The 23,895-nt window shown below is 69.2% G+C and carries 22 protein-coding genes and 1 riboswitch; of the genes, 15 read left to right on the top strand and 7 right to left on the bottom strand.

From position 1 onward, the window contains the following. Window positions 1-28: 28 nt before the first annotated feature. From SREC43747_RS0105955 to SREC43747_RS0105945, 3 genes are all read right to left on the bottom strand, one after another. Window positions 29-1,141: a CapA family protein gene (locus SREC43747_RS0105955; protein ID WP_037331426.1), complete on the bottom strand. Its 1,113-nt coding sequence runs from the start codon at window positions 1,139-1,141 to the stop codon at window positions 29-31. Between the two features lie 12 nt (window positions 1,142-1,153). Next, window positions 1,154-2,116, bottom strand: a complete 963-nt coding sequence (locus SREC43747_RS0105950) for a DUF3048 domain-containing protein (protein WP_029720237.1) — start codon at window positions 2,114-2,116, stop codon at window positions 1,154-1,156. Between the two features lie 65 nt (window positions 2,117-2,181). Next, window positions 2,182-2,814 carry an NUDIX hydrolase gene (locus SREC43747_RS0105945; protein ID WP_051387749.1) on the bottom strand — a complete coding sequence of 211 codons (633 nt, stop codon included), beginning with the start codon at window positions 2,812-2,814 and terminating at the stop codon, window positions 2,182-2,184. Window positions 2,815-3,100: 286 nt separating this feature from the next. Here SREC43747_RS0105945 and SREC43747_RS0105940 point away from each other — a divergent pair, with 286 nt between their 5' ends. The 9 genes from SREC43747_RS0105940 (at window position 3,101) to SREC43747_RS0105900 (ending at window position 13,831) form a co-directional block, all read left to right on the top strand. After that, the gene (locus tag SREC43747_RS0105940; RefSeq protein WP_029720235.1) at window positions 3,101-3,625 is read left to right on the top strand and encodes a DUF2231 domain-containing protein; all 525 of its coding nucleotides are present in this window, start codon (window positions 3,101-3,103) and stop codon (window positions 3,623-3,625) included. A 216-nt stretch (window positions 3,626-3,841) separates the two neighbouring features. Further along, window positions 3,842-4,008, top strand: a riboswitch (cobalamin riboswitch). A gap of 211 nt (window positions 4,009-4,219) precedes the next feature. After that, entirely contained in the window at window positions 4,220-5,017 is a 798-nt protein-coding gene (locus tag SREC43747_RS0105935) for a Rossmann-like domain-containing protein (protein ID WP_236623047.1), read from the top strand. Continuing rightward, window positions 5,014-6,108 (top strand): PLP-dependent cysteine synthase family protein, encoded by a 1,095-nt coding sequence (locus tag SREC43747_RS0105930; RefSeq protein WP_051387746.1) that lies wholly within the window; start codon window positions 5,014-5,016, stop codon window positions 6,106-6,108. The genes SREC43747_RS0105935 and SREC43747_RS0105930 overlap by 4 nt, the downstream gene beginning before the upstream one ends. 9 nt (window positions 6,109-6,117) lie before the next feature. Next, window positions 6,118-7,392, top strand: coding sequence for an MFS transporter (locus SREC43747_RS0105925; RefSeq protein ID WP_051387743.1), 1,275 nt, complete (start codon window positions 6,118-6,120; stop codon window positions 7,390-7,392). After that, the gene (locus SREC43747_RS0105920; protein ID WP_029720231.1) at window positions 7,389-8,915 is read left to right on the top strand and encodes an ABC transporter substrate-binding protein; all 1,527 of its coding nucleotides are present in this window, start codon (window positions 7,389-7,391) and stop codon (window positions 8,913-8,915) included. The genes SREC43747_RS0105925 and SREC43747_RS0105920 overlap by 4 nt, the downstream gene beginning before the upstream one ends. After that, on the top strand, window positions 8,912-9,862 hold the full coding sequence (locus SREC43747_RS0105915; RefSeq protein WP_029720230.1) for an ABC transporter permease: 951 nt from the start codon (window positions 8,912-8,914) through the stop codon (window positions 9,860-9,862). The genes SREC43747_RS0105920 and SREC43747_RS0105915 overlap by 4 nt, the downstream gene beginning before the upstream one ends. Further along, the gene (locus SREC43747_RS0105910) at window positions 9,859-10,653 is read left to right on the top strand and encodes an ABC transporter permease (protein ID WP_029720229.1); all 795 of its coding nucleotides are present in this window, start codon (window positions 9,859-9,861) and stop codon (window positions 10,651-10,653) included. The genes SREC43747_RS0105915 and SREC43747_RS0105910 overlap by 4 nt, the downstream gene beginning before the upstream one ends. Further along, complete coding sequence (locus SREC43747_RS0105905; RefSeq protein WP_029720228.1) at window positions 10,650-12,206, top strand: ABC transporter ATP-binding protein; 1,557 nt, start codon at window positions 10,650-10,652, stop codon at window positions 12,204-12,206. Before SREC43747_RS0105910 ends, SREC43747_RS0105905 begins: the two co-directional genes overlap by 4 nt. 299 nt (window positions 12,207-12,505) lie before the next feature. Continuing rightward, window positions 12,506-13,831 (top strand): carboxypeptidase regulatory-like domain-containing protein, encoded by a 1,326-nt coding sequence (locus SREC43747_RS0105900; protein ID WP_029720227.1) that lies wholly within the window; start codon window positions 12,506-12,508, stop codon window positions 13,829-13,831. Window positions 13,832-13,888: 57 nt separating this feature from the next. Here SREC43747_RS0105900 and SREC43747_RS0105895 read toward each other — a convergent pair whose 3' ends face one another. After that, window positions 13,889-14,074 (bottom strand): hypothetical protein, encoded by a 186-nt coding sequence (locus SREC43747_RS0105895; protein ID WP_029720226.1) that lies wholly within the window; start codon window positions 14,072-14,074, stop codon window positions 13,889-13,891. A gap of 213 nt (window positions 14,075-14,287) precedes the next feature. Between SREC43747_RS0105895 and SREC43747_RS0105890 the strand changes: the two genes are divergently transcribed. After that, on the top strand, window positions 14,288-15,067 hold the full coding sequence (locus tag SREC43747_RS0105890; RefSeq protein WP_029720225.1) for an enoyl-CoA hydratase-related protein: 780 nt from the start codon (window positions 14,288-14,290) through the stop codon (window positions 15,065-15,067). Between the two features lie 18 nt (window positions 15,068-15,085). Here SREC43747_RS0105890 and gnd read toward each other — a convergent pair whose 3' ends face one another. Then, entirely contained in the window at window positions 15,086-16,522 is a 1,437-nt protein-coding gene (gnd, locus tag SREC43747_RS0105885) for an NADP-dependent phosphogluconate dehydrogenase (protein WP_029720224.1), read from the bottom strand. A 198-nt stretch (window positions 16,523-16,720) separates the two neighbouring features. On the opposite strand from gnd, the gene SREC43747_RS0105880 reads away from it, so the two are divergent. From SREC43747_RS0105880 to SREC43747_RS0105865, 4 genes are all read left to right on the top strand, one after another. Continuing rightward, complete coding sequence (locus SREC43747_RS0105880; protein ID WP_029720223.1) at window positions 16,721-17,275, top strand: type 1 glutamine amidotransferase domain-containing protein; 555 nt, start codon at window positions 16,721-16,723, stop codon at window positions 17,273-17,275. Window positions 17,276-17,339: 64 nt separating this feature from the next. Continuing rightward, window positions 17,340-18,371 carry a baeRF2 domain-containing protein gene (locus tag SREC43747_RS0105875; protein ID WP_029720222.1) on the top strand — a complete coding sequence of 344 codons (1,032 nt, stop codon included), beginning with the start codon at window positions 17,340-17,342 and terminating at the stop codon, window positions 18,369-18,371. Window positions 18,372-18,437: 66 nt separating this feature from the next. Further along, on the top strand, window positions 18,438-19,520 hold the full coding sequence (locus SREC43747_RS0105870) for a VIT1/CCC1 transporter family protein (RefSeq protein ID WP_029720221.1): 1,083 nt from the start codon (window positions 18,438-18,440) through the stop codon (window positions 19,518-19,520). 173 nt (window positions 19,521-19,693) lie between these two features. Then, the gene (locus tag SREC43747_RS0105865) at window positions 19,694-21,079 is read left to right on the top strand and encodes an amidase (protein ID WP_029720220.1); all 1,386 of its coding nucleotides are present in this window, start codon (window positions 19,694-19,696) and stop codon (window positions 21,077-21,079) included. Between the two features lie 15 nt (window positions 21,080-21,094). Here the strand turns inward: SREC43747_RS0105865 and SREC43747_RS0105860 are convergent, their stop codons facing one another. Continuing rightward, complete coding sequence (locus tag SREC43747_RS0105860; RefSeq protein WP_201768637.1) at window positions 21,095-22,042, bottom strand: threo-3-hydroxy-L-aspartate ammonia-lyase; 948 nt, start codon at window positions 22,040-22,042, stop codon at window positions 21,095-21,097. 67 nt (window positions 22,043-22,109) lie between these two features. Further along, entirely contained in the window at window positions 22,110-22,754 is a 645-nt protein-coding gene (locus SREC43747_RS0105855; protein WP_037331439.1) for a TetR/AcrR family transcriptional regulator, read from the bottom strand. 105 nt (window positions 22,755-22,859) lie between these two features. On the opposite strand from SREC43747_RS0105855, the gene SREC43747_RS0105850 reads away from it, so the two are divergent. Further along, window positions 22,860-23,882, top strand: a complete 1,023-nt coding sequence (locus SREC43747_RS0105850) for an NADP-dependent oxidoreductase (protein ID WP_408005219.1) — start codon at window positions 22,860-22,862, stop codon at window positions 23,880-23,882. The last annotated feature ends 13 nt before the right edge of the window (window positions 23,883-23,895 follow it).

Genomic DNA, 23,895 nt, shown 5'->3' with positions numbered 1-23,895 from the left:
CCGGCGCGGAAACCGCTCGCTCCCGTCGCTAACCAGCCCGCGATGGCGTGGCGAGGACGAGTTCGCGGCCGCTGCGTTCGATCCGGCTGCCGAAAGGGGCGCTGATCCGGTGCAGCGTGGTCTGCAGCCAGCTGGTCTCCGCTTCACTGGCCGGACGCAGGCGCAGCTGGTGGGCCCGCAACGGCAGCATGCGCAGGTCGACGAGTTCTCCGCTGCCGGGAAGCACCGACGCCGAGTAGAGCAGCCGCAGCTCGTCCCGGTACTCCCGGTGACCGGAGATCCCCTCGTAGTCGTCGATGAAGTCACCGCAGCCGTACAGGATGAGCTTCCCCCGGTACACCTCCACCGGCCGGGGGTGGTGCGAGGAGTGGCCGTGCACGACGTCAACACCGCCGTCGACGAGGCGGTGGGCGAAGTCGACGTGCGCCTGCGGCACCCGGTAACCCCAGTTGCTGCCCCAGTGCAGCGAGACCACGGTCAGCCCGTTCGCCCCCCGGTGCTGTTGGACGTGCTCGAGCACCTCGTGGGCGGTTTCCGGGGAGATCTCCGGCAGGTGGTTGACCCCGGCGCGGTGTTCGGTCGCGGCCCAACTGGCCGGGATGCCGCTGGAGGAAGCCCCGCAGCCGAACACCCGGAGCTCGCCGCGGACGGTGCGGACCACCGCTGGACGTCTTGCCTGGGCCAGCTCGCCACCGGCCCCCACCTGGTTCAGGCCGTGGTGTTCCAGGTGGCGCAGGGTGTCTTCGAGCCCGCGCCGACCGAAGTCCAGAGTGTGGTTGTTGGACAGGACGCACACGTCCGGGGCGGCCACCGAGACGGCTTCCAGGTTCGCCGGGTTCAACCGGTAGTGCACCTGCTTGCGCGCGGCGAAATCATCCGAATCGGTGATGGCGGTTTCCAGGTTGATGATCCTCGCATCCGCTTCCCGCAACGCATCCAGGGCCTCTCCCCACGGCCAGCTGAACGCCACCGGTCGGGGAATCGCGCCACTGCGCCGTTCCGCGCTGGCCACGTAGTGGAGCGCGTCGGAGATGCACGGCTCCCGGAGTTCCCGGCTGCCGGGGTGCGGGAGGACTTGGTCGACCCCGCGGCCGAGCATCACGTCACCGGTCAGCGCGAGCGAAACGGCGTGCGGCGGCATGGTGGTGCTCCGTCACGGCGCGAGCACGATCCAAACCTGGCCTGGCGCGACGGGGATCGGCTGGCCGTCCGATCCGGTGTAGGTGGTCGGTTCCTCCGGGGCTGGCCGGTTCCAGTTGCCCTCGAAGGCCTTTCCGTCCCGGAGCACGGTCACCTGACCGCTGCCGACGGTTTGCGCCACCGGGGAAGGATTGCCGGCGGCGTCCCGGATCACCGAGTCGTGAGTGGAGACTTTTTGGACGATGACCGTGGGAGTCGCAACGCGCCCGCTGTCCACCGCCGTGTACGGCTTTCCGTCCATGGAAACCAGCCACTGCCCTTGTTCGGCAGACCACGTGAAACCGACGGTGGCCGAGGAGTAGCGCACCTCGTAGTCGTTGGTCGGCGTGCCACCAGCCGGCGGAGTGCCGATGCGCGGCAGCGCGTCGGTCTTCAGCGGTTCCCCCTCGGGCAGCTGCTCCGGCCGCAGGAACAGGTTGTTGGGGCTCTCCCGTTCGGGATCCCGGTAGTAGGAGCCGGGTTCCCGTTCGCTCGAGACGTCGACCACCGAGGCGTCGGACACCAGCGGCAAAAGCTCCGGAGCAGCGCCGGAAAAGGCGAGCGCGGGACGGCCGTACTGGGCGAGCAGCTGCAGATCGCTTTCCCGCGCGCTGCGCACCGGACCGACCACCGGGGGTTTCTGCTCCCCGTACAACGCCAGCAGTCGGGTGAAACCCCCCTCGACCGGTTCGACGTAGACCACTTCTGCCGGAGCCAGCCCGGTCGGCGGTCGGGCCGCGGCCACGTTGTCGACCTTCACGCCCAAAGCCGGAGCGGCCACCCGCGATGGCGCGCCCGGCGGTGCGGGTGCTGGGGCGGGTGCCGGCTCCCCGGTTTGCCGGGGAGGCCCTTGGGGCGGTGGTTGCGTGCAGGCACTGATGAGCGTGGCCAGTCCGAAAAGCGCTGCGATGAGCAGCCCGCGTGTTCGCTGCTGCATGTTCTCTCTCCCCCTCGGAGTACAGACTACGCTGATGAGGTGAGGGGTGGGAGCGTTGGAACTGGTCAGCGCCAGGCGAACACCGGCTGTTCGAAATGGGCCACCCGGGTCGGACGACCGTGCAGGCACAGCTCCCGGAACTGGAACAGCACCGCGGCCGTCGGCGCGTGGATCATCGTGTCGAGCAGCGGGAGTTGGATGACAGGTCGCTCCGATTCGGAGATGTATTCGAACCGCGGCTCGACATCGAGTTCGGTGAACGGGATCAAGTAGACCTCGGCCACCTCGGCGGGATTCGGGCGCACCTGCGGTTGTTCTCCGATCCACACCACGACCGGGGTGATGACGTAGCCGGAGCGCGTCGGGTAGTCGTCAAGACGGCCCAGCACGCTGTCAGCGGACACCCCGATCTCTTCGTGCAATTCCCGCAACGCGGCCTGCTCAGCTGTTTCACCGGGATCCAGGCGTCCTCCGGGCAGCGCGAACTGGCCGGAATGCGCGCGCAACCCGGCCGCCCGGCGAGTCAACCAGATCCCGGGTGAACCTCCGGTCAGGACGATGGGCACGGCCACCGCGGCAGCCCGCTTGGCGGCATCCGGCAGCGAGCGCGGGGAGAACTGCTGCAGCCGGGAGAGCACCTGGTCGTGGACGTCCGCCCGGCCCTCCGGAATTGCTCGGTGCTGCGAATTGGCTGCCATCGCGATCCTCCTGGGAACTGGTGCGCCCGCGGCTGTGGGCCGGAGGGCTCGACCGCTATGGTGCCCGATCATTCGTTCCCATCGCACCGGCCGGCAGCAGGATTCCACGGGTGCCGTTCCCGGGAGCCGGTGGTCTCCTGGTGGCAGATCGCTGCACCGGGCTGCCGGGAACGGCGGTTCGACGAGGCGTTCGGGGAGCTCTCGCGCGGTGCGCCGGTCGGCCGCGGCACCGGAGTCCGGGCGGGGAAGTGGGTTGCCGCGGTTGATGAGGGGGTAGTCCGGTGTCATGTTCGTGCGCGACCTCCTCAACCGAGCCGAGCGAGTGGACACGTTCGACCAGCAGTCCGCCGCCGCGGCACGCCTGGTCCGCCGGATTTTGGGGAAGAGTCCCGGGATCAGCGGTCTGCTGCGGGGTTCGTGGCTCGGTCATCCGGTGCATCCGCTGGCGGTGACCGTGCCGATCGGCGCGTGGGTGAGCGCACCGGTGCTCGAGCTGGCGTTCGACCAGCCGGAGACGGCGCGCCGGGTAGTCGGGTTCGGACTGCTGGCGACGGTGCCCGCGATCACCGCGGGATTGGCCGATCTCGCCGGCCTGGGCACGGCGCAACGCCGCGTCGCGGCGCTGCACGCGCTGTCCAACGGGCTCTCCGCCAGCTGCTTCCTGATCGCCTACGTGCGGCGCAGCCGGCACGGGCACCCGGCCGGACGCCTGTGGGCCGGGCTGGGACTGGCCACCGTCTCGATCGGTGGAGCTCTCGGCGGTCACCTGTCCTACGCGCAGGGTGCCGGGGTGTACCGCTGGCAGGACTGATCTGCTCCGGTCTCCTGTTCCGACCGCTCGCCCACCTTCGACCCGTGGGAGCGCTTCCGCGTCGTGGTGCGCCCGGACCGGGCGTTCCGGGCCGGATGTGCTGTCTGTTACCTGTGCTTGTTCACACCTTTCGGGGGTAACTGGAAAGATCTAGTATGGGCGCCCGGAGCGGAGCCGAGCAGCTGCTGCGACGTCCGGGCCCCGCTACCGCACAGCAGAAGACGAAAGCGACGGTGTGCAGGAAGCCGGTGCGAATCCGGCACGGTCCCGCCACTGTGAGCCGGGGAGCTGCCTCCTGTGATGCCACTGCCGGTATCGGTGGGAAGGCTGGAGGACAGCGACGATCCGCGAGTCAGGAGACTGGCACCGTCGTGCCGATTCGTACGGGGTCGAGGAGCCCCGGAGGAGGTATCTGGTGCACGTCCAGCTCGATTTCCAGCTGTTCTCGCCCAACGCGGCGTTCTCGCTTCTTCCTCGCGCCGCCAGGTGACCGGACGCTGCTGCCCGAGCAGCCCCCTGCGGTGGAAGTAGGCTCAGCTGTCCGGAGTTCTGGTGATCCCCTTCTGCGAAAAAACGAATACCCCTCTTGACCGGGTGATCGAAGGCGTCCGGTCGCGAACGGGCTCGGCATCTGCTGCTGAGGCCAGGGTTTCCGTTGCTTTCCTGACCGTGCAAGCAGCCCGGCACACCGGTCGCAAGACCGGGTACGGCAACACCGTGCTCAGCTTGCGGGTGGGGGCTGCGGTCGGTTCCTGCGCCGTGGAGCCCGGCGAGCTCGATCACGCCGAGGTCGCCGAGTTCGCCGGCTGCGGCGTCGATCAGTTGCTGCAGCACCCGAAACAGCCGGTGCGGGTGGCGGCCTTGGACGCCTACCTGTCCCAGCTGTGCCCGCACGACCAGCACCCGCTGTCCCGACCGGTGGTGATCCCGCCGGGGGATTCCTTGGCGAAGTCCGTGCACCGGGCCGAGGTCGTCACCGGGCTCCTTCGAGCCAGGCCTGGGCAACGGGTCGCGGTCATCGGGGTGGTCAACTCGTTGTTGGCCGCGCTGCGCGAGCGCGGACTGCAGTACGTGCCCTGTGATCTGCGCGGTGGTCGGACCGAGTGGGACGAACCCGTGCTCACCGACCACGCGGCAGCAATTTCCACTTCGGACGCTGTGCTCGCCACCGGAATGACGTTGGGCAACGGCACTTTCGAAGACATCGCGGACCGGTGTTCCAGCCGGGGAATTCCCTTGACGGTTTTCGCGCAGAGCGGTGCCGCGGTGTTCCGAGAACTGCTCGGCAGCGGCGTTGACGCGCTCTCCGCCGAACCGTACCCGTTCTTCTGGCTTGCCGGTGGCGCAACGAGCATCTACACCTACACCACTTGGGGCGAAGATCGACCGTGACACTTCAGCAGTCCACTCTGCCGCGTTGCGAGTCGCTGTTGGACCTCATCGGAAACACCCCGGTGTTGCGCGTGAGAACGCCGTTCCCCAAGCAGCACCCGGGATTCTGGGCGAAGCTGGAGGGCTGCACCCCGGGCGGGATGAAAGCTCGAGCTGCGCTGTCCATGATCCAAGGCGCCAGATTCCGCGGAGAACTCGCACCAGGTGGGACGGTCGTGGAATCCAGCAGCGGCACCCTGGCCCTCGGGCTGGCCTTCGTGGGAACGGCGCTGGGACACCCGGTGGCCATCGTCGCCGACCGCGAAATCGACGCCATGACCAGGAACTTGCTCCGCTCCTACGGGGCGGAGCTGTCGGTTGTCAGCACACCGCACCCGACGGGTGGTTGGCAACGGGCCCGGCTGGACCGCGTCCACGAGCTGCTGGCCCGCCTTCCCCAGGCCTATTGGCCGGATCAGTACAACAATCCCGACAACGCGCTGGGCTACCGGGAATTGGGCCTGGAACTGGTGGAGCAGTGCGGTGAGCTGGACGCCGTGGTCTGCAGCGTCGGAACCGGCGGGCACAGCGCCGGAATCGCTTCGGTGGTGCGCGAGATCTTCCCGGACGCGCGCATCATCGGCGTGGACACCCCCGGTTCGGCCATCTTCGGCCAACCCAACCGGCACCGCGTCATGCGCGGCCTGGGCAGCAGCATCCACCCGGCCAACGTCTGCTACGAGGCGTTCGACGAGGTCCATTGGGTCGGGCCAGCCGAGTCGGTGCAGGCTTGCCGCAGCATCGCCGCCGACACCTTCGTGGCCGGCGGGTGGAGCACCGGTGCGGTCGGACTCGTCGCCGCTTGGTGCGCCTGGGAGCTCGGGACGGACCGGGTGGCGGCAGTTTTCCCGGACGGCCCGCACCGCTACTGGCACACCGTCTACGACGACGACTTCTGCCGTCGCAACGGCCTCGACGGACCAACGCGGACCAAACCCATCGAAGTGGACACTCCGGCGGACGCCGGTGCCGAGGGCTGGTTCCGCTGCCGGAACGTGCAGGACCCGTGTGCGCTTCGTACCCGTGGCAAGCCTTGCCCGTTGTGCGGATAGGAGCCGCTGATGATCGAGGCAAACGCCTTCTTCCGACTGTCCTGGCCGGCTCGGCTGCTGGTGATCAACCAGTTCGGCATCAACGTCGGCTTCTACATGCTGCTGCCGTTCCTCGCCTCCTACATGAGCGGACTGGGGTACGGCGCAGCGGTGATCGGTCTTGTGCTCGGTGTTCGCAACCTCAGCCAGCAGGGCATGTTCCTCATCGGAGGGACCGCTGCCGATCGGCTCGGCTGCCGGCCGATGATCATCGCCGGATGCGCCTTGCGAGTGGTCTCCTTCGCGCTGTTCTCGTTCTTCACCTCGCTGCCCGGACTGGTGACGGCGGTCGTGCTCACCGGAGTCGCCGGTGCGCTGTTCAACCCGGCGGTGCGCACCTACCTGATGCACGAGATGGACGGACACCGGGCGGAGGGCTTCGCGGTGTTCAACGTCTTCGCGCACGCGGGCACCCTTGTGGGGCCACTGGTGGGGGCCGCGCTGCTCACGGTTGATTTCCGGATCGTCGCACTGGTGGCGTGCGCGGTGTTCGCCGTGCTCACGGCAGCGCAGCTGCTCGTGCTGCCCGCCCGGCAAACCGAAGCCCAGCGCACGAGCGTGCTCGGCAGCTGGCGAGAGGTGGTCAGCAACAGGCGTTTCCTCGCCTTCACCCTGTCCATGTCGGCCTATTTCGCCCTCTACAACCAGCTCTACATGACGCTTCCGCTGGAAGCGCAGCGGGTCTTCGGCCACAGTTCGGCCATCTCGGCCGTTTTCGTCATCTCCACGGTGATCGGAATCGCCGGTCAGGTGCGGATCACCCGCTGGTGCCGCGCGCGGTGGGAGCCGGGCCGGTGCGTGGGGATCGGGCTGGCGGCCATGGGCGCGTCATTCGTGCCAGTGATGATCACTGGCCCGTTGCTGCCCACCTCCCACCAGCCGGGGATCACCACCGCGCTGGCCTGCCTGCCGGTGGTGCTGAGCACGATCCTGTTCACCGTGGGGATGGCGATCACCAACCCGTTCGCCATGGAACTGCTCCCGGTGGTCGGCGACGAGAAGCTGACCGGAACCTACTACGGCTTCTACTACCTGGTGTCGAGCTTGGCGGCCGCCGGGGTGAGCTGGCTGGTCGGTGCGCTGCTCGACCACGCCCAGCACCCAGCGCTGCGGTGGTTGCCGTGGTCGGCGCTGCTGGCGGTGGGGCTGCTCGGCGCACTGGGCTGCGCGCTGCTGCACCGCCGCGGAGTGCTCACCAGCCGATCCGAGGACGACGCGAAGAGCGGAGTGGAGGCAGCGCGATGACGACCCACCGCGGACTGAGCCGTCGGAGCCTGCTCGCCGCGGTGGGCGGCCTGGCGGCTCTTCCGATGCTGTCCTCGTGCGGCTCCGCCACCGGCAGCACCGCACGATTGCGCACCGCTTTCCCGGTGTCGGGCGCCCGCGAATCCCTCGATCCGCACACCAGCTCGCTGTTCGTGGACCAAGCCCGGGCCAAAGCGCTGTTCGACACGCTCGTGGCCTACGCCGACGACATGAGCGTCGTCCCGCGCCTGGCCGAGTCGTGGGAAGCGGACCCGACCGGAACCCGCTGGAGGGTGCGGTTGCGCACCGCCCGGTTCCACGACGGCAGTCCGGTGACCGCCGAGGACGTGCTGTACAGCTACCGGCGGATCGCCGACCCCGCCACCGCCTCCCCGGCGCGCTGGCAGTTCACCGACATCGACTTCGCCGCCAGTCGGGCGCGTTCGGAACGGGAACTGGAGCTGGTGCTGCACCGGCCCAACTTCGAGTTCCCGGTGGCGTGGGGAGCGCCGGCCACCGAGATCGTGCCTGCGGGGACCACCGACTTCAGCGCCCCGGTGGGCAGCGGACCGTTCCGCTTCGTCTCCTTCTCGCCCGGGGCTCCAGCGGTGCTGCGGCGGTTCGACGACTACTGGGGCGGGCCCGCCGGGATCGAAGAGCTGGAGTTCGTCCCCATCAACGACGAATCCGCCCGGGTGGCGGCGTTGCTCTCCGGGCAGGTGCACTACGCCCACGACGTGAGCGCGAACTCGGCGCAGACGTTGCAGCGGGAGAGCCGCGTCCGGGTGTTGACCGCCGAAGGCGGAACCATGCAGGCGCTGGCGCTCAAAGTGGACCGTCCGCCGTTCCGCGACCCCCGAGTGCTGCGCGCTGTGCAGCTCGGGATCGACCGCGAGCAGCTGGTCGAGGTGGTGCTGGCAGGACAGGGCGTGGTCGGGAACGACCTGTTCGGCAACGGGCTGGAGCACTACCCGCGGGACCTCCCGCCCCGCCGGCGGGACCCCGAGCAGGCCAGGGACCTGCTGCGGCAAGCCGGTGTCGAGGGGCTTTTCTTCGAACTGCTGACGTCCGCCGCGGACCCGTACTTCGAACCGGCCTCCGGTCTGCTCGCCCAGCAGCTGAGCGACATCGGCCTGCGCGTGTCACCGCGGGTGCGTTCCGCGGAGACCTACTTCTCCGACATCAACGACGTGGGAGTGGCCGCGCACACCCGCACGGCGGCTTTGCCCGTGGTGTCCTTCCTGCGGCAGCGGCTGCGCAGCGACACGGCCAGCGGCAACTACACCCACTACCGCTCCGCGGAGTTCGACGCGCTGCTGGACAAGGCCCTGGCCACGGCCGATCCGCAGCAGCGGGGCAGGTTGCTGGCGGAAGCGCAGCTGTTGGCGCGCGATCGCAGCGGCCTGGTGGTGTGGGGGTTCAGCGATTGGAACGTGGCGGTCAGCAGCGAACTGACCGGGCTGCGCGCAGCACCACCGAACTCGCTGGACTGGGCGCGGTTCGACGGAGTGGGGTTCGCATGACCGCGCGCGCCGTCGTCCTGCGGGTCGGCGCCGCCCTCGTGCAAGTCGCAGTCGCCGCGATCGCCGTGTTCGTCCTGACCGCGCTGCTCCCCGGTGACACCGCCGTGGTGGTGCTCGGCGAACACGCCGATCAGCAGCAACTGGCCGCCCTGCGCGCGCAGTTGGGGCTGGACGACCCGCTCGAACAGCGCTTCCTGAACTGGGTCACCGGGTTGCTGCGCGGTGACCTGGGGGTTTCCCTGCTCACCGGGGCACCGGTCGCCGAGGAGATCGGGCGCGGGTTGGCGACCACCGTCCTGCTCGCTGGCGCCACGCTGCTGGTGCTGCTCCCGGTCGCGTTCGCCACCGGGGTGTACTGCGGTCTGCGGGAGGACTCCCGGGTGGCCTGGGCGGTCAATTCCCTGCTCCTGCTGCTCAACGCGATCCCCGAGTTCGTGCTGGGGCTGCTGCTGATCGGTGCTGTTTCGGTGCGGGCGGGTTGGCTGCCGGCCACCGCGGCGGGCCTGTCCGGCTGGTCGCTGCTGTCCGAGCCGGCCGTCCTGGTGCTCCCGGTGGTCGTGCTGGCGGCGAAGCAGGTGTGCGGATTGGCCCGGCAGGTGCGGATCGGCGTGATCGAGGCGAATTCCGCCGAGTACGCCGACCACGTGCGCCTGCTGGGGCTGTCCGAGCCGGTGGTGGTGTTGCGGCACGTGCTGCCCGGCGGGATCCGCCCGGCGCTGCAGCAGTTGGCGCGCACCGTCGACGGACTGCTGGGCGGGGTGGTCGTGGTCGAGGCGTTGTTCGCCTTCCCCGGGATGGGGAGCGGATTCGTGGAGGCGGTCAAAGCCCGCGACCTCCCCCTGGTGCAGGGGTATGCCCTGTTGTTCGCGGTCACCACGGTGGTGCTCAGCCTGGTCGCCGATCTGCTCACGGCGCGGCTCGTTCCCCAAGCGGAGGCGGCGCGGTGAACTCCCGGTCAGGTGTTGCCCTGGGATCGGTGCTGCTCGGGGGCCCGCTGCTGGTGGCGCTGATCGGGCCGCTCGTCGCCGGATCCACCCGTTCCAGCTATCCGCCGTTGCTCCCACCTTCGGCGCAGCACCCGTTGGGAACCGACGTGCTCGGCCGGGACGTGCTGGCCCTGGTGCTGACCGGGGGTACCTCGGTGGTGGTGCTGGCGGTGGCCGCACTGGTGCTGTCCTACTCGGTGGGGGTGCTGCTGGCGCTCGCCGTGGTGGGGCAGCGGCGGCGCTGGGTGGACGAAGGGTTGCTCCGACTGCTCGACGTGGTGCTGGCGTTGCCGGGACTGCTGGTGCTGCTGGTGCTCGCTGCGGCGGACCGCAACGGCCCGGTTCCCCTCGTGCTGGCCGTTGCCGTGCTGCAGGTCCCGCCGGTGGTGCGGTTGACCCGGAGCGCGGCGCTGGAACCGGCCTGCCGGACCGTGGTGGAGGCGATGCTGCAGCAGGGGGAGCCGTGGTGGCGGGTGCACATCGTGCACACCGGACGCTCGGTGCTCGGGCCGGTCCTGGTGGACGCCGGGCACCGGCTCAACGTGGTGCTGGGGCTGCTGGCTTCGGCGAACTTCCTCGGCATCGGTCTCGCCCCGGACACCAGTGATTGGGCGGTGCACATCGAGCGCAATCGGGAGGCGCTGTTCCTGCAGCCCGCCGCGGTGCTGGTGCCTTGCGCCCTGCTGGCTTCGCTGTGCGTGGGCATCAACCTGGTCGTCGACTCGGCGTTGGCCGGGCGGGAGGTGAAGTGAGCGAACCGGTGCTGGCCGCTCGGGGGCTCAGCGCCCGTGTCGGTGATCGAATCCTGTTGGACCGGGTGGACCTGGCGCTGGCCGCCGGTGAAGTGCTCGCCGTCGTCGGCGCTTCGGGCAGCGGGAAGACGACTCTCGGGCTCGCGCTGCAGGGGGAGCGCCGGGGAAGGGTCCAGCTCGACGGGAGCGTGCGGCTGTTCGGCGAGGAACTGCTGGATTGCCGGGAGGCCCGTCGTCGGGCGGTTCGCGCGGGGCGGATCGCATCCCTGCCGCAGCACCCGGCGGCGGTGCTCAACCCGGCGCGGCGCGTTGGCCGGGTGCTGGGCGAACTGGCCGCGCTGCGGCATCCGCGCGCGGAGCGGAAGGCGGCGGTGCGGCGTGCGCTGCACCGGGCGCGGCTGGACGCGGACCCGGCGCTGTTGAACCGGTACCCGCACCAGCTCTCCGGTGGGCAGCAGCAGCGGTTGGCCCTGGCGCAGGCGCTGGTGACCGAGCCGCGGGTGGTGGTGCTGGACGAGCCGAGCACCGGATTGGACACCGTGACGAAGGAGCAGATCGCGGTCATGCTCGGTGAGCTCGCCGAGTCGGGCACCGGTTTGCTGCTGCTGACCCACGACGCCGCGCTGGTCCGGATGCTGGCGCACGACGTGCGGGTGTTGCGGGACGGGAAGCTGTGCGGGCGCGGAGGCTCCCCGGTGCCCACCGGGGGAGGAGGCCCACCGGTGCCGCCGGCGGAGAGCCGCCGGAACTCAGCGGCGGTGCTGCAGGTGTCCGGGCTCGGTCGGCGCACCCGCACCGGTGCCGTGCTGCTGGACGGCGTTGACCTGCAGCTCCAGCGCGGTCGGTGCCTGGCGGTGGTGGGACCCTCCGGGGCGGGCAAGACCACGCTCGCCCGTTGCGTGGCCGGGCTGTGCCGGCCGACCGCCGGCCGCATCGTGATCGGTGGTGAGCTCATGCCGCCGACGATCGGGCAGCGCAGTCGCCAGCAGCGGAGCAGGGTGCAGTACGTGCACCAGGACGCCCGCTCCTCCTTCGACCCGCGTCGGAAGTTGTTGCGCCAGGTGGCCAGGACGGCGGAGTTGCTGCGGTCGGTGGGCCGGCACCGCGCGGAGGGCGAAGCGAGGGAGGTGCTGGCTCGACTCGGAATACCACCGGGCCAGGTGGAGCTGCGCGCTGGAGAGCTTTCCGGTGGTCAGTTGCAGCGGGCTGCGCTGGCCAGGGCGCTGTTGGCGGAGCCCGAAGTGCTCGTGCTGGACGAGGTCACTTCTTCGCTCGACGCTGCCAGTCGAGCAGAGCTGCTCGCACTGCTGCGGGATTGGAAGTCCTCCGGCGCCGCCGGTGTGGTGTTCATCAGCCACGATCTCGCCTCGGTCACCGAGCTGGCGGATGAAGTGGCGGTGATCGCCAACGGTCGTTGCGTTGAGACGGGTTCGCTGGAGCAACTGCTCACCCGGCCGGTGTCGGCGGTGGGGCGGGAATTGGTCGTCGCGGCACGCGCGTCGGGAGAGCTCGGGCCGAGTCCGGTGGAGCGGAAAGGCGTGGTGAGTCGGTAGGACAATGGTGCTTCCTTTCCGGAACAACCCCGGCAGAAAATGGAGGAATTGCGCATTTCCCCCAATCCGTTCGGTGTGCTCGAACGCTGCTTGCCCGCTGGGCTCGCGCGGCACGAAAATGACCTTCGCGCAGTTCAGCAGGAATTTTCGCGGCGATGACCTGTTCTTTGGCTGAATTTTAAACTGCTCCTGCGGAATCCGCGCCAATCGACTGCAGGTGCGCGCGTGATGAGCGCAATCAATTCAGTTAGCATGACTAACTGCTGGGGATTGTGCTGTCTACATTCCAAGGAGGGGCGTTGACTGAAGCCCGGCCGGATTCGCTGGTGCGAATTCTGGCGTCGTCGCTGTGGTTCCCGGCGTTGTTCCTCGCCGGTTTCCTGTTCTGCTACCTGCTGCCCATGCACGCGCCAACCCCGCACCACGTGCCGGTGGTGGTAGTGGGGGAGCAGGCGGCGGACCAGCTCGATGCTGCTCTGCGCGAGACTTCGCCGAATTCCTTCGAAGTGGATCCCGTCGCCGATGAGCAAGCTGCTCGGGACGCGATCTTGCAGCGTGACGCGGTAGCCGGATACGTGCCCGCCACCGGCGAACTGTTCTACGCGAAAGCCAACGGCATGATGCTGCTGCAAACCTTGCAGCAGACGTTCGCGCCGATCGCCGCCGCCGCGGGAAACCAGCTCGTGCTCACCGACTTGGCTCCCACCGCGCCGGGGGACCCGATGGTCACCGGGCTCTTCTACTGCCTGCTGCCGATGAACATCGCCCCCTACATCGCGGTGATGATGTTGCTGCGCACCGAGCTGAGCAGGCGCCAGAAGCTCCTCACCATCGTCGGTGTCGGGATCGTCGCCGCGGTGGTCTCCTTCCTCGTGGCCTTCGCGCTGGACGTCATCCCCGGCAAGCCGATGTTCATCCTCCTCGGTTTCCTGCTCACCCAGGCGGTGGCGTGGACGACGTTCGGGTTGGTGCCGCTGGTCAAGCAGTTCATCCCCGGGGTGGCCATCGCGGTGTTCGTGATGCTCAGCGTCCCCTCCTCGGGCGGAGCGGTGCCGAAAGAACTGGTGCACCCGTTCTTCCAAAGCCTGCACTGGGTCCTGCCGCTGGGACAGGCGGTGGAGGCCATCCGCGGCGTGCTGTACTTCGACAACGTCCACACCGTGCCCGGTGCGTTGGGGCTGCTGGCCTGGTGGGCCCTCGGCGTGCTCCTGGTGGTGGTCGACCACCTGCGCAAGCAGCGTTCCTCCACCCAGGACGAAGCCGGCTCCGGCGAATACGAGGACGTCCCGGAGGAGGACGTGGTCGTCGACCCGTCCCTGCAGGCGCCGGAACAGGATCCGGACCGGACGCTGACCGGCAAAGTGGTGGACTCCCAGGGGAATCCGGTGCGGGGTGCGATCGTCACCGTCACCGACGCCCGCGGCGTCCAGCTCGCCCGGATCATCACGTCGAGAACGGGGGAGTACCGGGTGCACCACCTGCCTCGCCAGTTCGTCACGGTCGTGGCCTCGGCTTCCGGGATGAACCCCGAGGTGAACCGGATAGCTCCGCAGTCCGGAAACAACGACTGCGACTTCGTGCTGCAGCCGGCCGGCCGCACCGGTGCCGCCGTGGCCGGCAGTTGACCGGGTTCGCCGCTGAAGGACCGGTTCTCGGGACGACCCGGCCGCCGGGTCGTCCCGTCACCCGCCGTAGAACAGGTGGCGGAAGAACATCGTCAGCGACTGCACCACCGTGGTGATCGCATCGACCACCAGGCGCCAGCCGGCCCGCACCGTGTCAGCTGCCGCGATCGGGTCGCGGACCAGGAAGAACCCCGCGACGAGGACGACCAGGACTCCTAGCACCACCAGCAGCTTGCGATCCACAGTTCTGCCTCCCACCTCCGAGCTGTGTCGGTGCCGAGGTGACCTTATCCAGCGGTGCCGGCGAAGCACGGCGCGGCACGAGGAAAGCAACGGAAAAGTTCTCGATGTCCATCGGACGGTGCCGAAATGGCGCACCAGCGGTCCGAACGACTACCAAAACCGCGTCGCCTGTGCCAAGCTGCTGCGTCTGAGCGGAATCCGTGGGGAGGCCGTATGACGAGCGCGCAGTTCAACAACATCCTGGTGGACCAGGACGGCCCGATCGTGCGGATCACCATGAACCGCCCGGATCGGCGCAACGCGTTGTCGACGCAGCACCTCGGCGAACTCCGGGAAGCTTTCGAGCTGACCGCCACCACCAAGGCCACCGGGGTCGTCCTGGCCGGTGCGGGACCGGTCTTCTCCGCCGGGCACGATTTCGCGGAGGTCGCGGCCCGGGACCACGCAGAGGTCCGGGAGCTGCTGCAGTCCTGCATCTCCCTCATGCGGTTGATCCAACAAGTGCCGCAAGTGGTCATCGCCCGGGTGCACGGACTGGCCACCGCAGCGGGGTGCCAGCTGGTCGCCTCCTGCGATCTCGCGGTGGCGGCCGAGTCGGCGGCCTTCGCGCTCCCCGGTGGAAAAGGCGGGTGGTTCTGCCACACCCCGGCGGTCCCGGTGGCCCGAGCGATCGGGCGCAAGCGGTTGATGGAAATGGCGCTGACCGGGGATCCGGTGGACGCCCGGACCGCGGAGCACTGGGGCTTGGTCAACCGGGTGGTGCCCGACGACCAGTTGGACACCGCGGTGACCGAGCTGCTGCACCGGGCGACCCGCGGCAGCCGGCAGTCCAAGGCTCTCGGCAAGCAAGTGCTGTACGCCCAGCTCGACCGTCCGGAATCGGACGCCTACACCATTGCGGCGGAGGCCATGGCGGCCGCCTCGCAAACACCGCAGGCGCGGGAGGGGATGGCGGCGTTCCTGGAGAAGCGCCCACCGGTCTGGCCGGAATGACCACCGGGTCCGGTGGGGTCAAGCCCGCACCTCCGACCGGTCGCCCGCCCACAGCGTGTGGAAGACCCCTTCTTGGTCGGTGCGCCGGTAGGTGTGGGCTCCGAAGTAGTCCCGCTGCCCTTGGATCAGTGCCGCGGGGAGGCGATCGGCTCGCAGCGAGTCGTAGTAGGCCAGCGCGGTGGCGAACCCGGGGGCGGGAACACCGTGCTGGATCGCGCTGGTGACCACCGCCCGCCAGTCGTCCTGGGCCGCGGCCAGCTCCTGGGCGAAAGTGGAATCGGCCAGCAGGCTCGGCAGTTCGGGACGAGCCGTGTAGGCCTCCCGAATCCGGTCGAGGAAGGCCGCGCGGATGATGCAACCGCCGCGCCAGATGGCGGCCACCGCGGCCAGGTCGATGTTCCACTCGTATTCCGCACTTCCCGCGGCGATCTCGTGGAAGCCCTGCGTGTAGGAAACCACTTTGGAGGCGTAGAGCGCCTGTTCGACCTGATCGGCGAAGGACTGCGCGGCGGCGCTGTCCAGCGGCCGACTCCGAGGACCGGCCAGTTCCCGGGCCGATTCCCGCAGCCGGGAGTGACCGGACAGGGAGCGGGCGAACACCGCTTCGGCGATGCCCGGGACCGGAACTCCGAGGTCCAGCGCCAGCTGCACGGTCCACCGGCCGGTCCCCTTCTGCTCGGCCTGGTCCAGCACGACGTCCACGAACGGTCGACCGCTGTGGGCGTCGGTGTGCGCCAGCACCTCGGCGGTGATCTCGATGAGGTAGGAGTCCAAGCGTCCGGTGTTCCAGGTGCGGAAGATCTCGGCGATCTCAGCGGGGGAGTACCCGGCGACCTCGCGCAGCAGCTGGTAGGCCTCCCCGATCAGCTGCATGTCGGCGTATTCGATCCCGTTGTGCACCATCTTCACGAAGTGGCCGGCGCCGTCCGGGCCGACGTGGGTGACGCAGGGGGCGCCGTCGGGCGCCTTGGCCGCGATCTTCTCCAACATCGGACCGAGCGCGGCATAGGCCTCCGATGAACCGCCCGGCATGATGCTCGGCCCGTGCAGCGCACCTTCCTCACCACCGGAGATCCCGGTCCCGACGTAGTGGATCCCCTGTTGGCGCAACTGCTCCTCCCGGCGCCGGGTGTCGGCGAAGTGCGCGTTCCCACCGTCGATGAGCATGTCACCCGGTTCCAGCAGCGGCGCGAACTGCTCGATGACCGCATCGGTCGGATCGCCCGCTTTGACCATCATGACCAGCCGCCGCGGTCTTTCCAGGGAAGCGACGAACTCCTCGGGGGTCTCGGCGAAGACGAACTCCCCCTCGGCCTCGAACTCCTCCCGGAAGGCGCGGGTTTTGGCGGGTGTCCGGTTGTGCACCGCAACCGAGTAACCGTTGCGGGCGAAGTTCCGGGCGAGGTTGCTGCCCATGACTGCTAGTCCGGTAACTCCGATCTGGGCGGTGGCCATCTGCTGATCCCTCGTTCTGCTGCGGTGGTGCGCTGACGGACTCGCTGTCCGCACCTCTCCATACTCGCCACCTGCCGTACCGGATGCACTTCGGTCGCACAGGTGAGCGGAACGTCCATCAGCCGAACGAACGGCATGTTTGTGCTCTTGGTGTTGCGGGCACGCTCCGTGTTGAGTTCCCAAGCGAAGGGGCGGGCGATGACCGAAGACATGCAGGGCCGCAAGGTCGCATTCCTGGTAGCGCCCGAGGGAGTGGAACAGGTGGAGTTGACCGACCCGTGGAAGGCGGTCAAGAACTCCGGTGGCTGGTCGGAGCTGGTGTCGATCCGGCCCGGGACCGTCCAAGCGTTCCACCGCTTGGACAAAGCGGACAACTTCGATGTGGACAAAACAGTCCCGCCAACGCGGGCCGCCGACTACGACGCCTTGGTCCTGCCCGGAGGTGTGGTCAACCCCGACCACCTGCGCCAGGTTCCCGAAGCGGTCCAATTCGTGCGGGACTTCTTCCAACAGCGCAAACCCGTTGCCGCGATATGCCATGCCCCGTGGCTCCTGGTGGAAGCCGACGTGGTCAGCGGTCGAACGGTGACGTCGTACCCGAGTCTGGTCACGGATCTCCGCAACGCCGGTGCCATCTGGGCGGATCAGGAAGTCGTGGTGGACCGCGGACTGATCACCAGTCGCGGTCCCGAGGACCTGCCGGCTTTCTGCAGCAAGCTCGTCGCCGAGATGTCCCAGCATCAGCCGGCGTGACAGCGCACTGCTCGCGACAGCCGTCCGGGGCCAGCGGAGCAAGGGAATCGAGGTAGGAGGAGCTATGGAACTTTCGCTGCTGCGCCACGTCTACGACCAGGAAGGTCCATTTGCCACGGTCTACCTCGAAGGACGCTCTCCCTCGGAGGACGCCGGGACCCAGACGAGGCTGCGCTGGCAGGCGCTTCGGGAGCAGTTGCTGTCCGACGGGGCCCCGGAGGACATCGTCCAGGCGATCGAGAACGAGCTCGGGCAGGCGACAGCGGGCGAGGAGCAGGGCAACGGTCGAGTGCTGGTGGCCAACAGCAGCGGAGTGCTGCTCAACGAACCCTTCGACGCGGCGCAAGGCGCCGGGGACAGCGTGCACTACACCGCGCTCCCCGAACTCGGTCCGCACGCCCGGGAACGGGCCAGGGAGATCCGCGAGCTGGTCGTGGTGGCCAGCCAGGAGGGGGCCACCGTGCGCCAGGAGATCGTTCTGCAGCAGCACGAACCGCGCAAGGTGGCTGCCGGTGACGTGCACGGGAGCGCGGTCGAGGGCGTGCACAAACCGCGCGGGCAGGCCCTGTCCCACAAGCAGATCCAACGCCGTGCCGACGAAGCGGTGCTCCGCAACGCCAAGGACGTCGTGCAGCACGTGAGCGAGGCCGTTGACCGCTTCCACCCCGACGTGATCGTGCTGGCCGGCGAGGTGCAAGCCAGATCGGCCGTGCGCGGTCAGCTGCCGCTGGAACTCGCCGACATCACCGTCGAAACCGAGCGCGGAGGTCGGGACAGCAACGCCTCCGACGACTCCCTGACCGAGCAGCTGCTGCAGATAGCGGAGGAGAAGAGCGCCGCGCGAGCCGAGCAAGCGGTCGACAAGTTCAAGAGCGGACTGGCCCACGGCCTGGCGGTGACCGGGAGCCAGTCGGTGCGGCACGCCGCCGAACGCGGTGCGGTCGAGACGCTGCTGCTGGAAGAGGACGCTCCCGCCAGCACCGAGTCCCAGCTGTTGAAGGCCTGCGCCGACACCGACGCGGAGGTCACCCTGGTGCCGAGCGGCACCGAGCTCACCGACGGTGTGGGAGCTCTGCTGCGCTTCCCGATCACGTGAGGGCGCCGGTGCTGGCCGCCGGGCGGCAACTGGTACCCGATCTGATCGGCTGGAAAGCTTGGGGCTGTGAGCAACGGCAGTCAGAAGTCGGAGCGCCGGTCTGCTCGAGCAGTGCGCAAGTGGCGGCGCAGGCTCGCGGACGAGCGGGAGGAAGCGAGGGTCTACCGGGAACTGGCCGCCAAGCGTTCCGGGGAGGAGCGCGAGATCCTGCTCGGGCTGGCCGAAGCGGAGGAACGGCACGCCGCGCACTGGGAGAGCTTGCTCGGGGACCAGGCGGGACCCCACCGCAGAGGGCGGCCGAGGATGCGGGTCCTGTCGTTCCTCGCCCGCCGCTTCGGCTCGGTGTTCGTCCTCGCACTGGCGCAGCGAGCGGAAAGCCGCTCCCCCTACGGCGCGGACACCGATGCCACCCCGGCGATGGCCGCCGACGAGCAGATCCACGAAGAGGTCGTGCGAGCGCTGGCGGCCCGGGGGCGGGCGCGCGTCTCCGGCTCCTTCCGGGCCGCGGTGTTCGGCATCAACGACGGCCTGGTGAGCAACCTCGCGCTCGTGCTCGGGGTGGCAGCTGGCGGTCTGTCTTCCTCGACCGTGCTGCTCACCGGACTGGCGGGGTTGCTCTCCGGAGCGTTGTCGATGGGGGCGGGGGAGTACATCTCCGTCCGGTCCCAGCGGGAGCTGCTCGACGCGTCCACGCCACGCGCGGACGCCAGCAGCGTGGTGCCGCAGCTGGACGTGGACACCAACGAACTGGCCCTGGTCTACCGGGCACGGGGAATGTCCCCGGAACAGGCGAGGGAACGAGCCGCCGCGGTGCTCGCCAACCCGCAGCCGACCGCTCAGCCGGCGCCGGAGAACAATCAGCACGAGGTCGTCGGAACCGGGATGCGGGCTGCGGTGTCGAGCTTCCTGTTCTTCGCGTGCGGTGCGGCCATGCCGGTGCTTCCGTTCGCCGTCGGGCTCACCGGGGTGACCGCGGTCGTCGCGGCCGCGGTGATCGTGGGAGCAGCGCTGCTGTTGACCGGCGCCACCGTCGGGGTGCTCTCCGGAGCGCCACCGCTGGCGCGAGCCCTCCGGCAGCTGGGCATAGGTTATGGTGCGGCGCTGGCCACCTACCTGTTGGGCACGGTTTTCGGTGCGACGGTGGTCTGAACTGCCGCTGCTGCCGGTGAGCAGCTCGGCCGAACGGCGCCGCGAGACCACCGCGCCGCGCGCTGTCAATGGACGAGCTGACCGCGATCAGCTGCTTCGGCCGACAGGTTGTTGCTTCCGCCAGCCGGTCGGGGTGGGGCAGACTCTCTCCGCAACGGCTGGAGGGAAGCGGTATGAGCGAACTTGCCGACCGCACCGCCACCGATTTGGTGGCCGGGTACCGGGCGGGGGAGTTCTCCCCGGTGGAAGTGCTGGATTCGGTTCTGGAACGGGTCGAGTCGTGCGAGCCGAAGCTGTGCGCGACGTACGCGTTGGACCCCGAGGCAGCTCGAACAGCAGCGCGGGACTCGGCGCAGCGCTGGCGGAACGGCACCCCGGCCGGTCCCCTGGACGGTGTTCCGGTGACTCTCAAGGAGAACATCGCGACCCGGGGAGTGCCGGTGCCGCTGGGCACCGCGGCCAGCGAGCTGGTGCCCGCCGAGCAGGACGCTCCGGCAGCAGCCCGGTTGCGGGAGAGCGGGGCGGTGATCTTCGCCAAGACGACCATGCCCGACTACGGGATGCTCTCCTCCGGGGTGTCCAGCTTCCACCCGCTCACCCGCAACCCCTGGGACTTGACCCGAACCCCGGGCGGATCCAGTTCCGGAGCGGGAGCGGCCGCCGCGGCCGGGTACGGGCCGCTGCACTTGGGCAGTGACATCGGGGGATCAATCCGCCTGCCGGCCGGGTGGTGCGGTGTTGTCGGGTTCAAACCCAGCTATGGCCGAATCCCGGTGGATCCGCCGTACTACGGGCGCACCCTCGGCCCGCTGACCCGCGCCGTCGCCGATGCGGCGCTGCTCACCTCCGTGGTGAGCGTGCCGGACGACCGGGACCACACCGCTCTGCCGGCGATCGAATCCGAGTGGCTCGACCTGGACGGGCAACTGCGCGGGAAGCGGTTCGGCCTGCTGCTGGACCAGCAGGTGGGGCTGCCGGTGGACGAGACGGTCAGCGCGGCGGTCAGCGCTGCCGCGAGAACGCTGGAGGCCGCGGGGGCGGTGGTCGAACCGATTCCTCCTTTCCTCACCCGGGACATGTTGGACGGGCTGGACCGGTTCTGGCGCTTCCGGTTCTGGACCGAGATCTCCGCGCTCCCGCCGCAGCGCCGGAGCAAGGTGCTGCCCGAGATCGCCGAGTGGGCCAGCAGCGCGCGCGACATCAGCGCTGCCGAGCTCTACACGGGGTTCAGCCAGATGGACGCGATAGCCAAAGCGGCTGTCGCCGCTGTCCGGGACATCGACTACGTCCTCTCGCCGACGGCTCCCATCCCCGCGTTCCGGGCCGAGCTCGCCTACCCCACGGAGGACCCGCTGCGGCCGCTGGAGCACATCGCCTTCACCCTGCCGTACAACATGTCGGGCCAGCCGGCGCTCTCGATCAACTGCGGCTGGACTCCCGACGGGTTGCCGATCGGGCTGCAGATAGCCGGCAAGCGGTTCGACGACCTCGGAGTGCTGCGGGTCGCTGGCGCCTACGAACGGTTGCGGCTTGCGCAGCGGCCGTGGCCGCAGCCGTGAGCACCGGTGGGTCGGTCAGTTCCCGCAGAGAGCGGCCAGTTGGTCGAGCCCGACGTTCCCGCCGGAGATGACCACTCCGGTGCGGCCGGCGCCGGCCCGGCCGGTCAGGACGGCGGCAAGGCCGGCCGCGCCGCTGGGTTCGACGACGATCTTCAGCCGCTCGAAGGCCAACCGCATCGCCGAGCGGATCTCGTCGTCGGAGACGGTGACGATCTCGTCGACCTGCTCCCGGTTGATCGCAAAGGTCAGCTCACCGGGAACGGGGGCGGTGAGCCCGTCGGCTATGGTCCGGGCGGTCGGGATCCGCACCCGTTCGCCGGCGGCGAACGACCTCCGGGTGTCGTCGGCTGCTTCCGGCTCCACGCCGATCACCCGGGTGGTGGGGCTGAGCGCGGCCACGACGGTGGAGCAGCCGGCGAGCAGTCCGCCTCCGCTGACCGGCACGACCAAGGTGTCCAGCTGGTCGACCTGCTCCAGCAGTTCCAGGGCAGCGGTCCCCTGGCCGGCCATCACCTGGGGGTGGTCGTAGGGCGGGATCAGCGCCATCCCCCGTTGGGTGGCGATTTCCTTTCCGATGGCTTCCCGGTCCTCGGTGTAGCGGTCGTAGGTGACGACCTCCGCCCCGTACCCCGCGGTCGCTTCCCGCTTGGCGACCGGGGTGTCCTCGGGCATGACGATCACCGCGCTGGTCCCCAGCGTCCGGGCGGCGAGGGCGACCGCTTGCGCGTGGTTCCCGGAGGAGTAGGCCACCACTCCGCGGTTGAGCTGGTCGGGCGGCAGCTGCACGATCGCGTTGTAGGCGCCGCGGAACTTGAACGCCCCCACCCGTTGGAAGTTCTCGCACTTGAGCAGCACCTGGCACCCGGCCATCCGGTCCAGGGTGCGGGAAGTCAGCACCGGGGTGCGGTGGGCCACCCCGCTCAAGCGGTCGGCGGCGGCGCGAATGTCGTCGATGGAGAGCACCCGTTGGGTCACTGCGGCCTCGTTCTTCGTCCGGTCGTGGCGCGCTCATGCTAGACGATCGGCTGCGCTAGCAGCTTCCGCCGCGCTTCCTCCACTGCTCCGGGATGCCGCCGGTGGCCAGGTCGATGGCCCGCTGCACCGCGGTGATCATGCGGTTGACGTCCCGCTGCGGGTCGGCGCAGGTGACTTCCAGGCCGATCCGCAGGCCGGTGTACACGACCCCGACCAGAACGCGGGGACGCATGTCCCGTTCGGGATCGATGCCCTCGCGGCGGGCGATCTCGTCGGTGAGGCGCTTCTCGGTGTCGGCTGATCGGCGCAGGTTGCCGGCCATCAGCGCGGGCGTTTTGGTGATCAGGTGCTGGACGTGCAGGAATCGGGTGACTCCGTCGCTCTCGGCGGCTCGGCGCACCATGTCCAGCACGGCGTTGCGCAGCGCCGGGAGCGGTGGTTCATCCTGCGGGCGCTCGATCAACGCCTGGACCACGAGGTCGTCGAGCTCGGCGCCCTTGGCCAGGGCCACGTCTTCCTTGCTGGCGAAGTAGCGGAAGAAGGTGCGCGGGGATACCTCTACTTGGGCGGCGATTTCGTCGATGGTGGTGGAGTCGTAGCCCTTGTCCAGGAACAGGTCCAGGCCAGCTTCGACCAGGGCGGCTCTGGTGCGTTGTTTCTTGCGGGCGCGGAGGCTGCCTTGGTCGGTCTGGACGGGCATGAGCACCATTGTGCACCAGTCGAAGCAAATGACATACAGTGACAACTGTCAGTGACTGACATATTTCATCGTGGTCGGGTGGTGGACCACCCGGTTCGGAAAGGAATGCACATGGCCGAGAGCGGTTTGGAGATCAGGCTCGCCTCCCGCCCGAAGGGGTGGCCCGAGCTGGACAACTTCGAGGTTGCCGAGGTCCCGGTGCCGGAGCCGGCCGAAGGGCAACTGCTGGTTCGCAACCTGGTCATGAGCGTCGACCCCTACATGCGCGGGCGGATGAACGAGGGCAAGTCGTACGTGCCCCCGTTCGAGCTCGGCAAGCCGCTGGACGGCGGGGCGGTCGGCCAGGTCGTCGAGTCGCGCACCCCGGAGTTCAAAGCCGGCGACTACGTCCTGCACGGGGCCGGGTGGCGCGACTACGCGGTGCTCGACCCGAAGGCGGCGAGCAAGGTGGATCCCGAACTGGCCCCGCTGAACGCCTACCTGTACGTGCTCGGCATGCCGGGCATGACGGCCTACGTGGGCCTGGTGGACGTCGCCCAGCAGAAGGAAGGCGACACCGTTTTCATCTCCGGTGCCGCCGGCGCGGTCGGTTCCCTGGCCGGCCAGCTCGCCAAGCTGCGCGGTGCCAGCCGGGTCATCGGTAGCGCCGGATCCGCTGAGAAGGTCCGGTACCTCACCGAGGAAGTCGGTTTCGACGCCGCCTTCAACTACCGGGAAGCGCCGGTCCACCAGCAGCTGAAGGAAGCTGCTCCGAACGGGATCGACGTCTACTTCGACAACGTCGGCGGCGATCACCTGGAAGCCGCGATCAGCTCGATGAACGACTTCGGGCGCATCGCCGAGTGCGGCATGGTCTCCCAGTACAACAACGCCGAGCCGGAGCCCGGCCCCCGGAACATGTTCATGATCGTCACCAAGCGGCTGCGGCTGCAGGGGTTCATCGTGAGCGACCACGCGGAATCCAAGGAGAAGTTCTTCGCCGAGGTCGGCGGCTACCTGCGGGAAGGCAAGATCAAGTACCGCGAGACGGTCGTCGACGGCCTGGCGAACGCCCCGCAGGCGTTCCTGGGCATGCTGCGCGGCGAGAACACCGGGAAGATGCTGGTGAAGATCGCTGACCAGGCGTGAGCGCACCACCGGT

The sequence above is a fragment of the Saccharopolyspora rectivirgula DSM 43747 genome (assembly GCF_000497205.1).
GTDB classification, from domain to species: domain Bacteria; phylum Actinomycetota; class Actinomycetes; order Mycobacteriales; family Pseudonocardiaceae; genus Saccharopolyspora; species Saccharopolyspora rectivirgula.
Note: the sequence above shows the minus strand (reverse complement) of the source record. Positions and strands in the feature narration are given on the sequence as shown.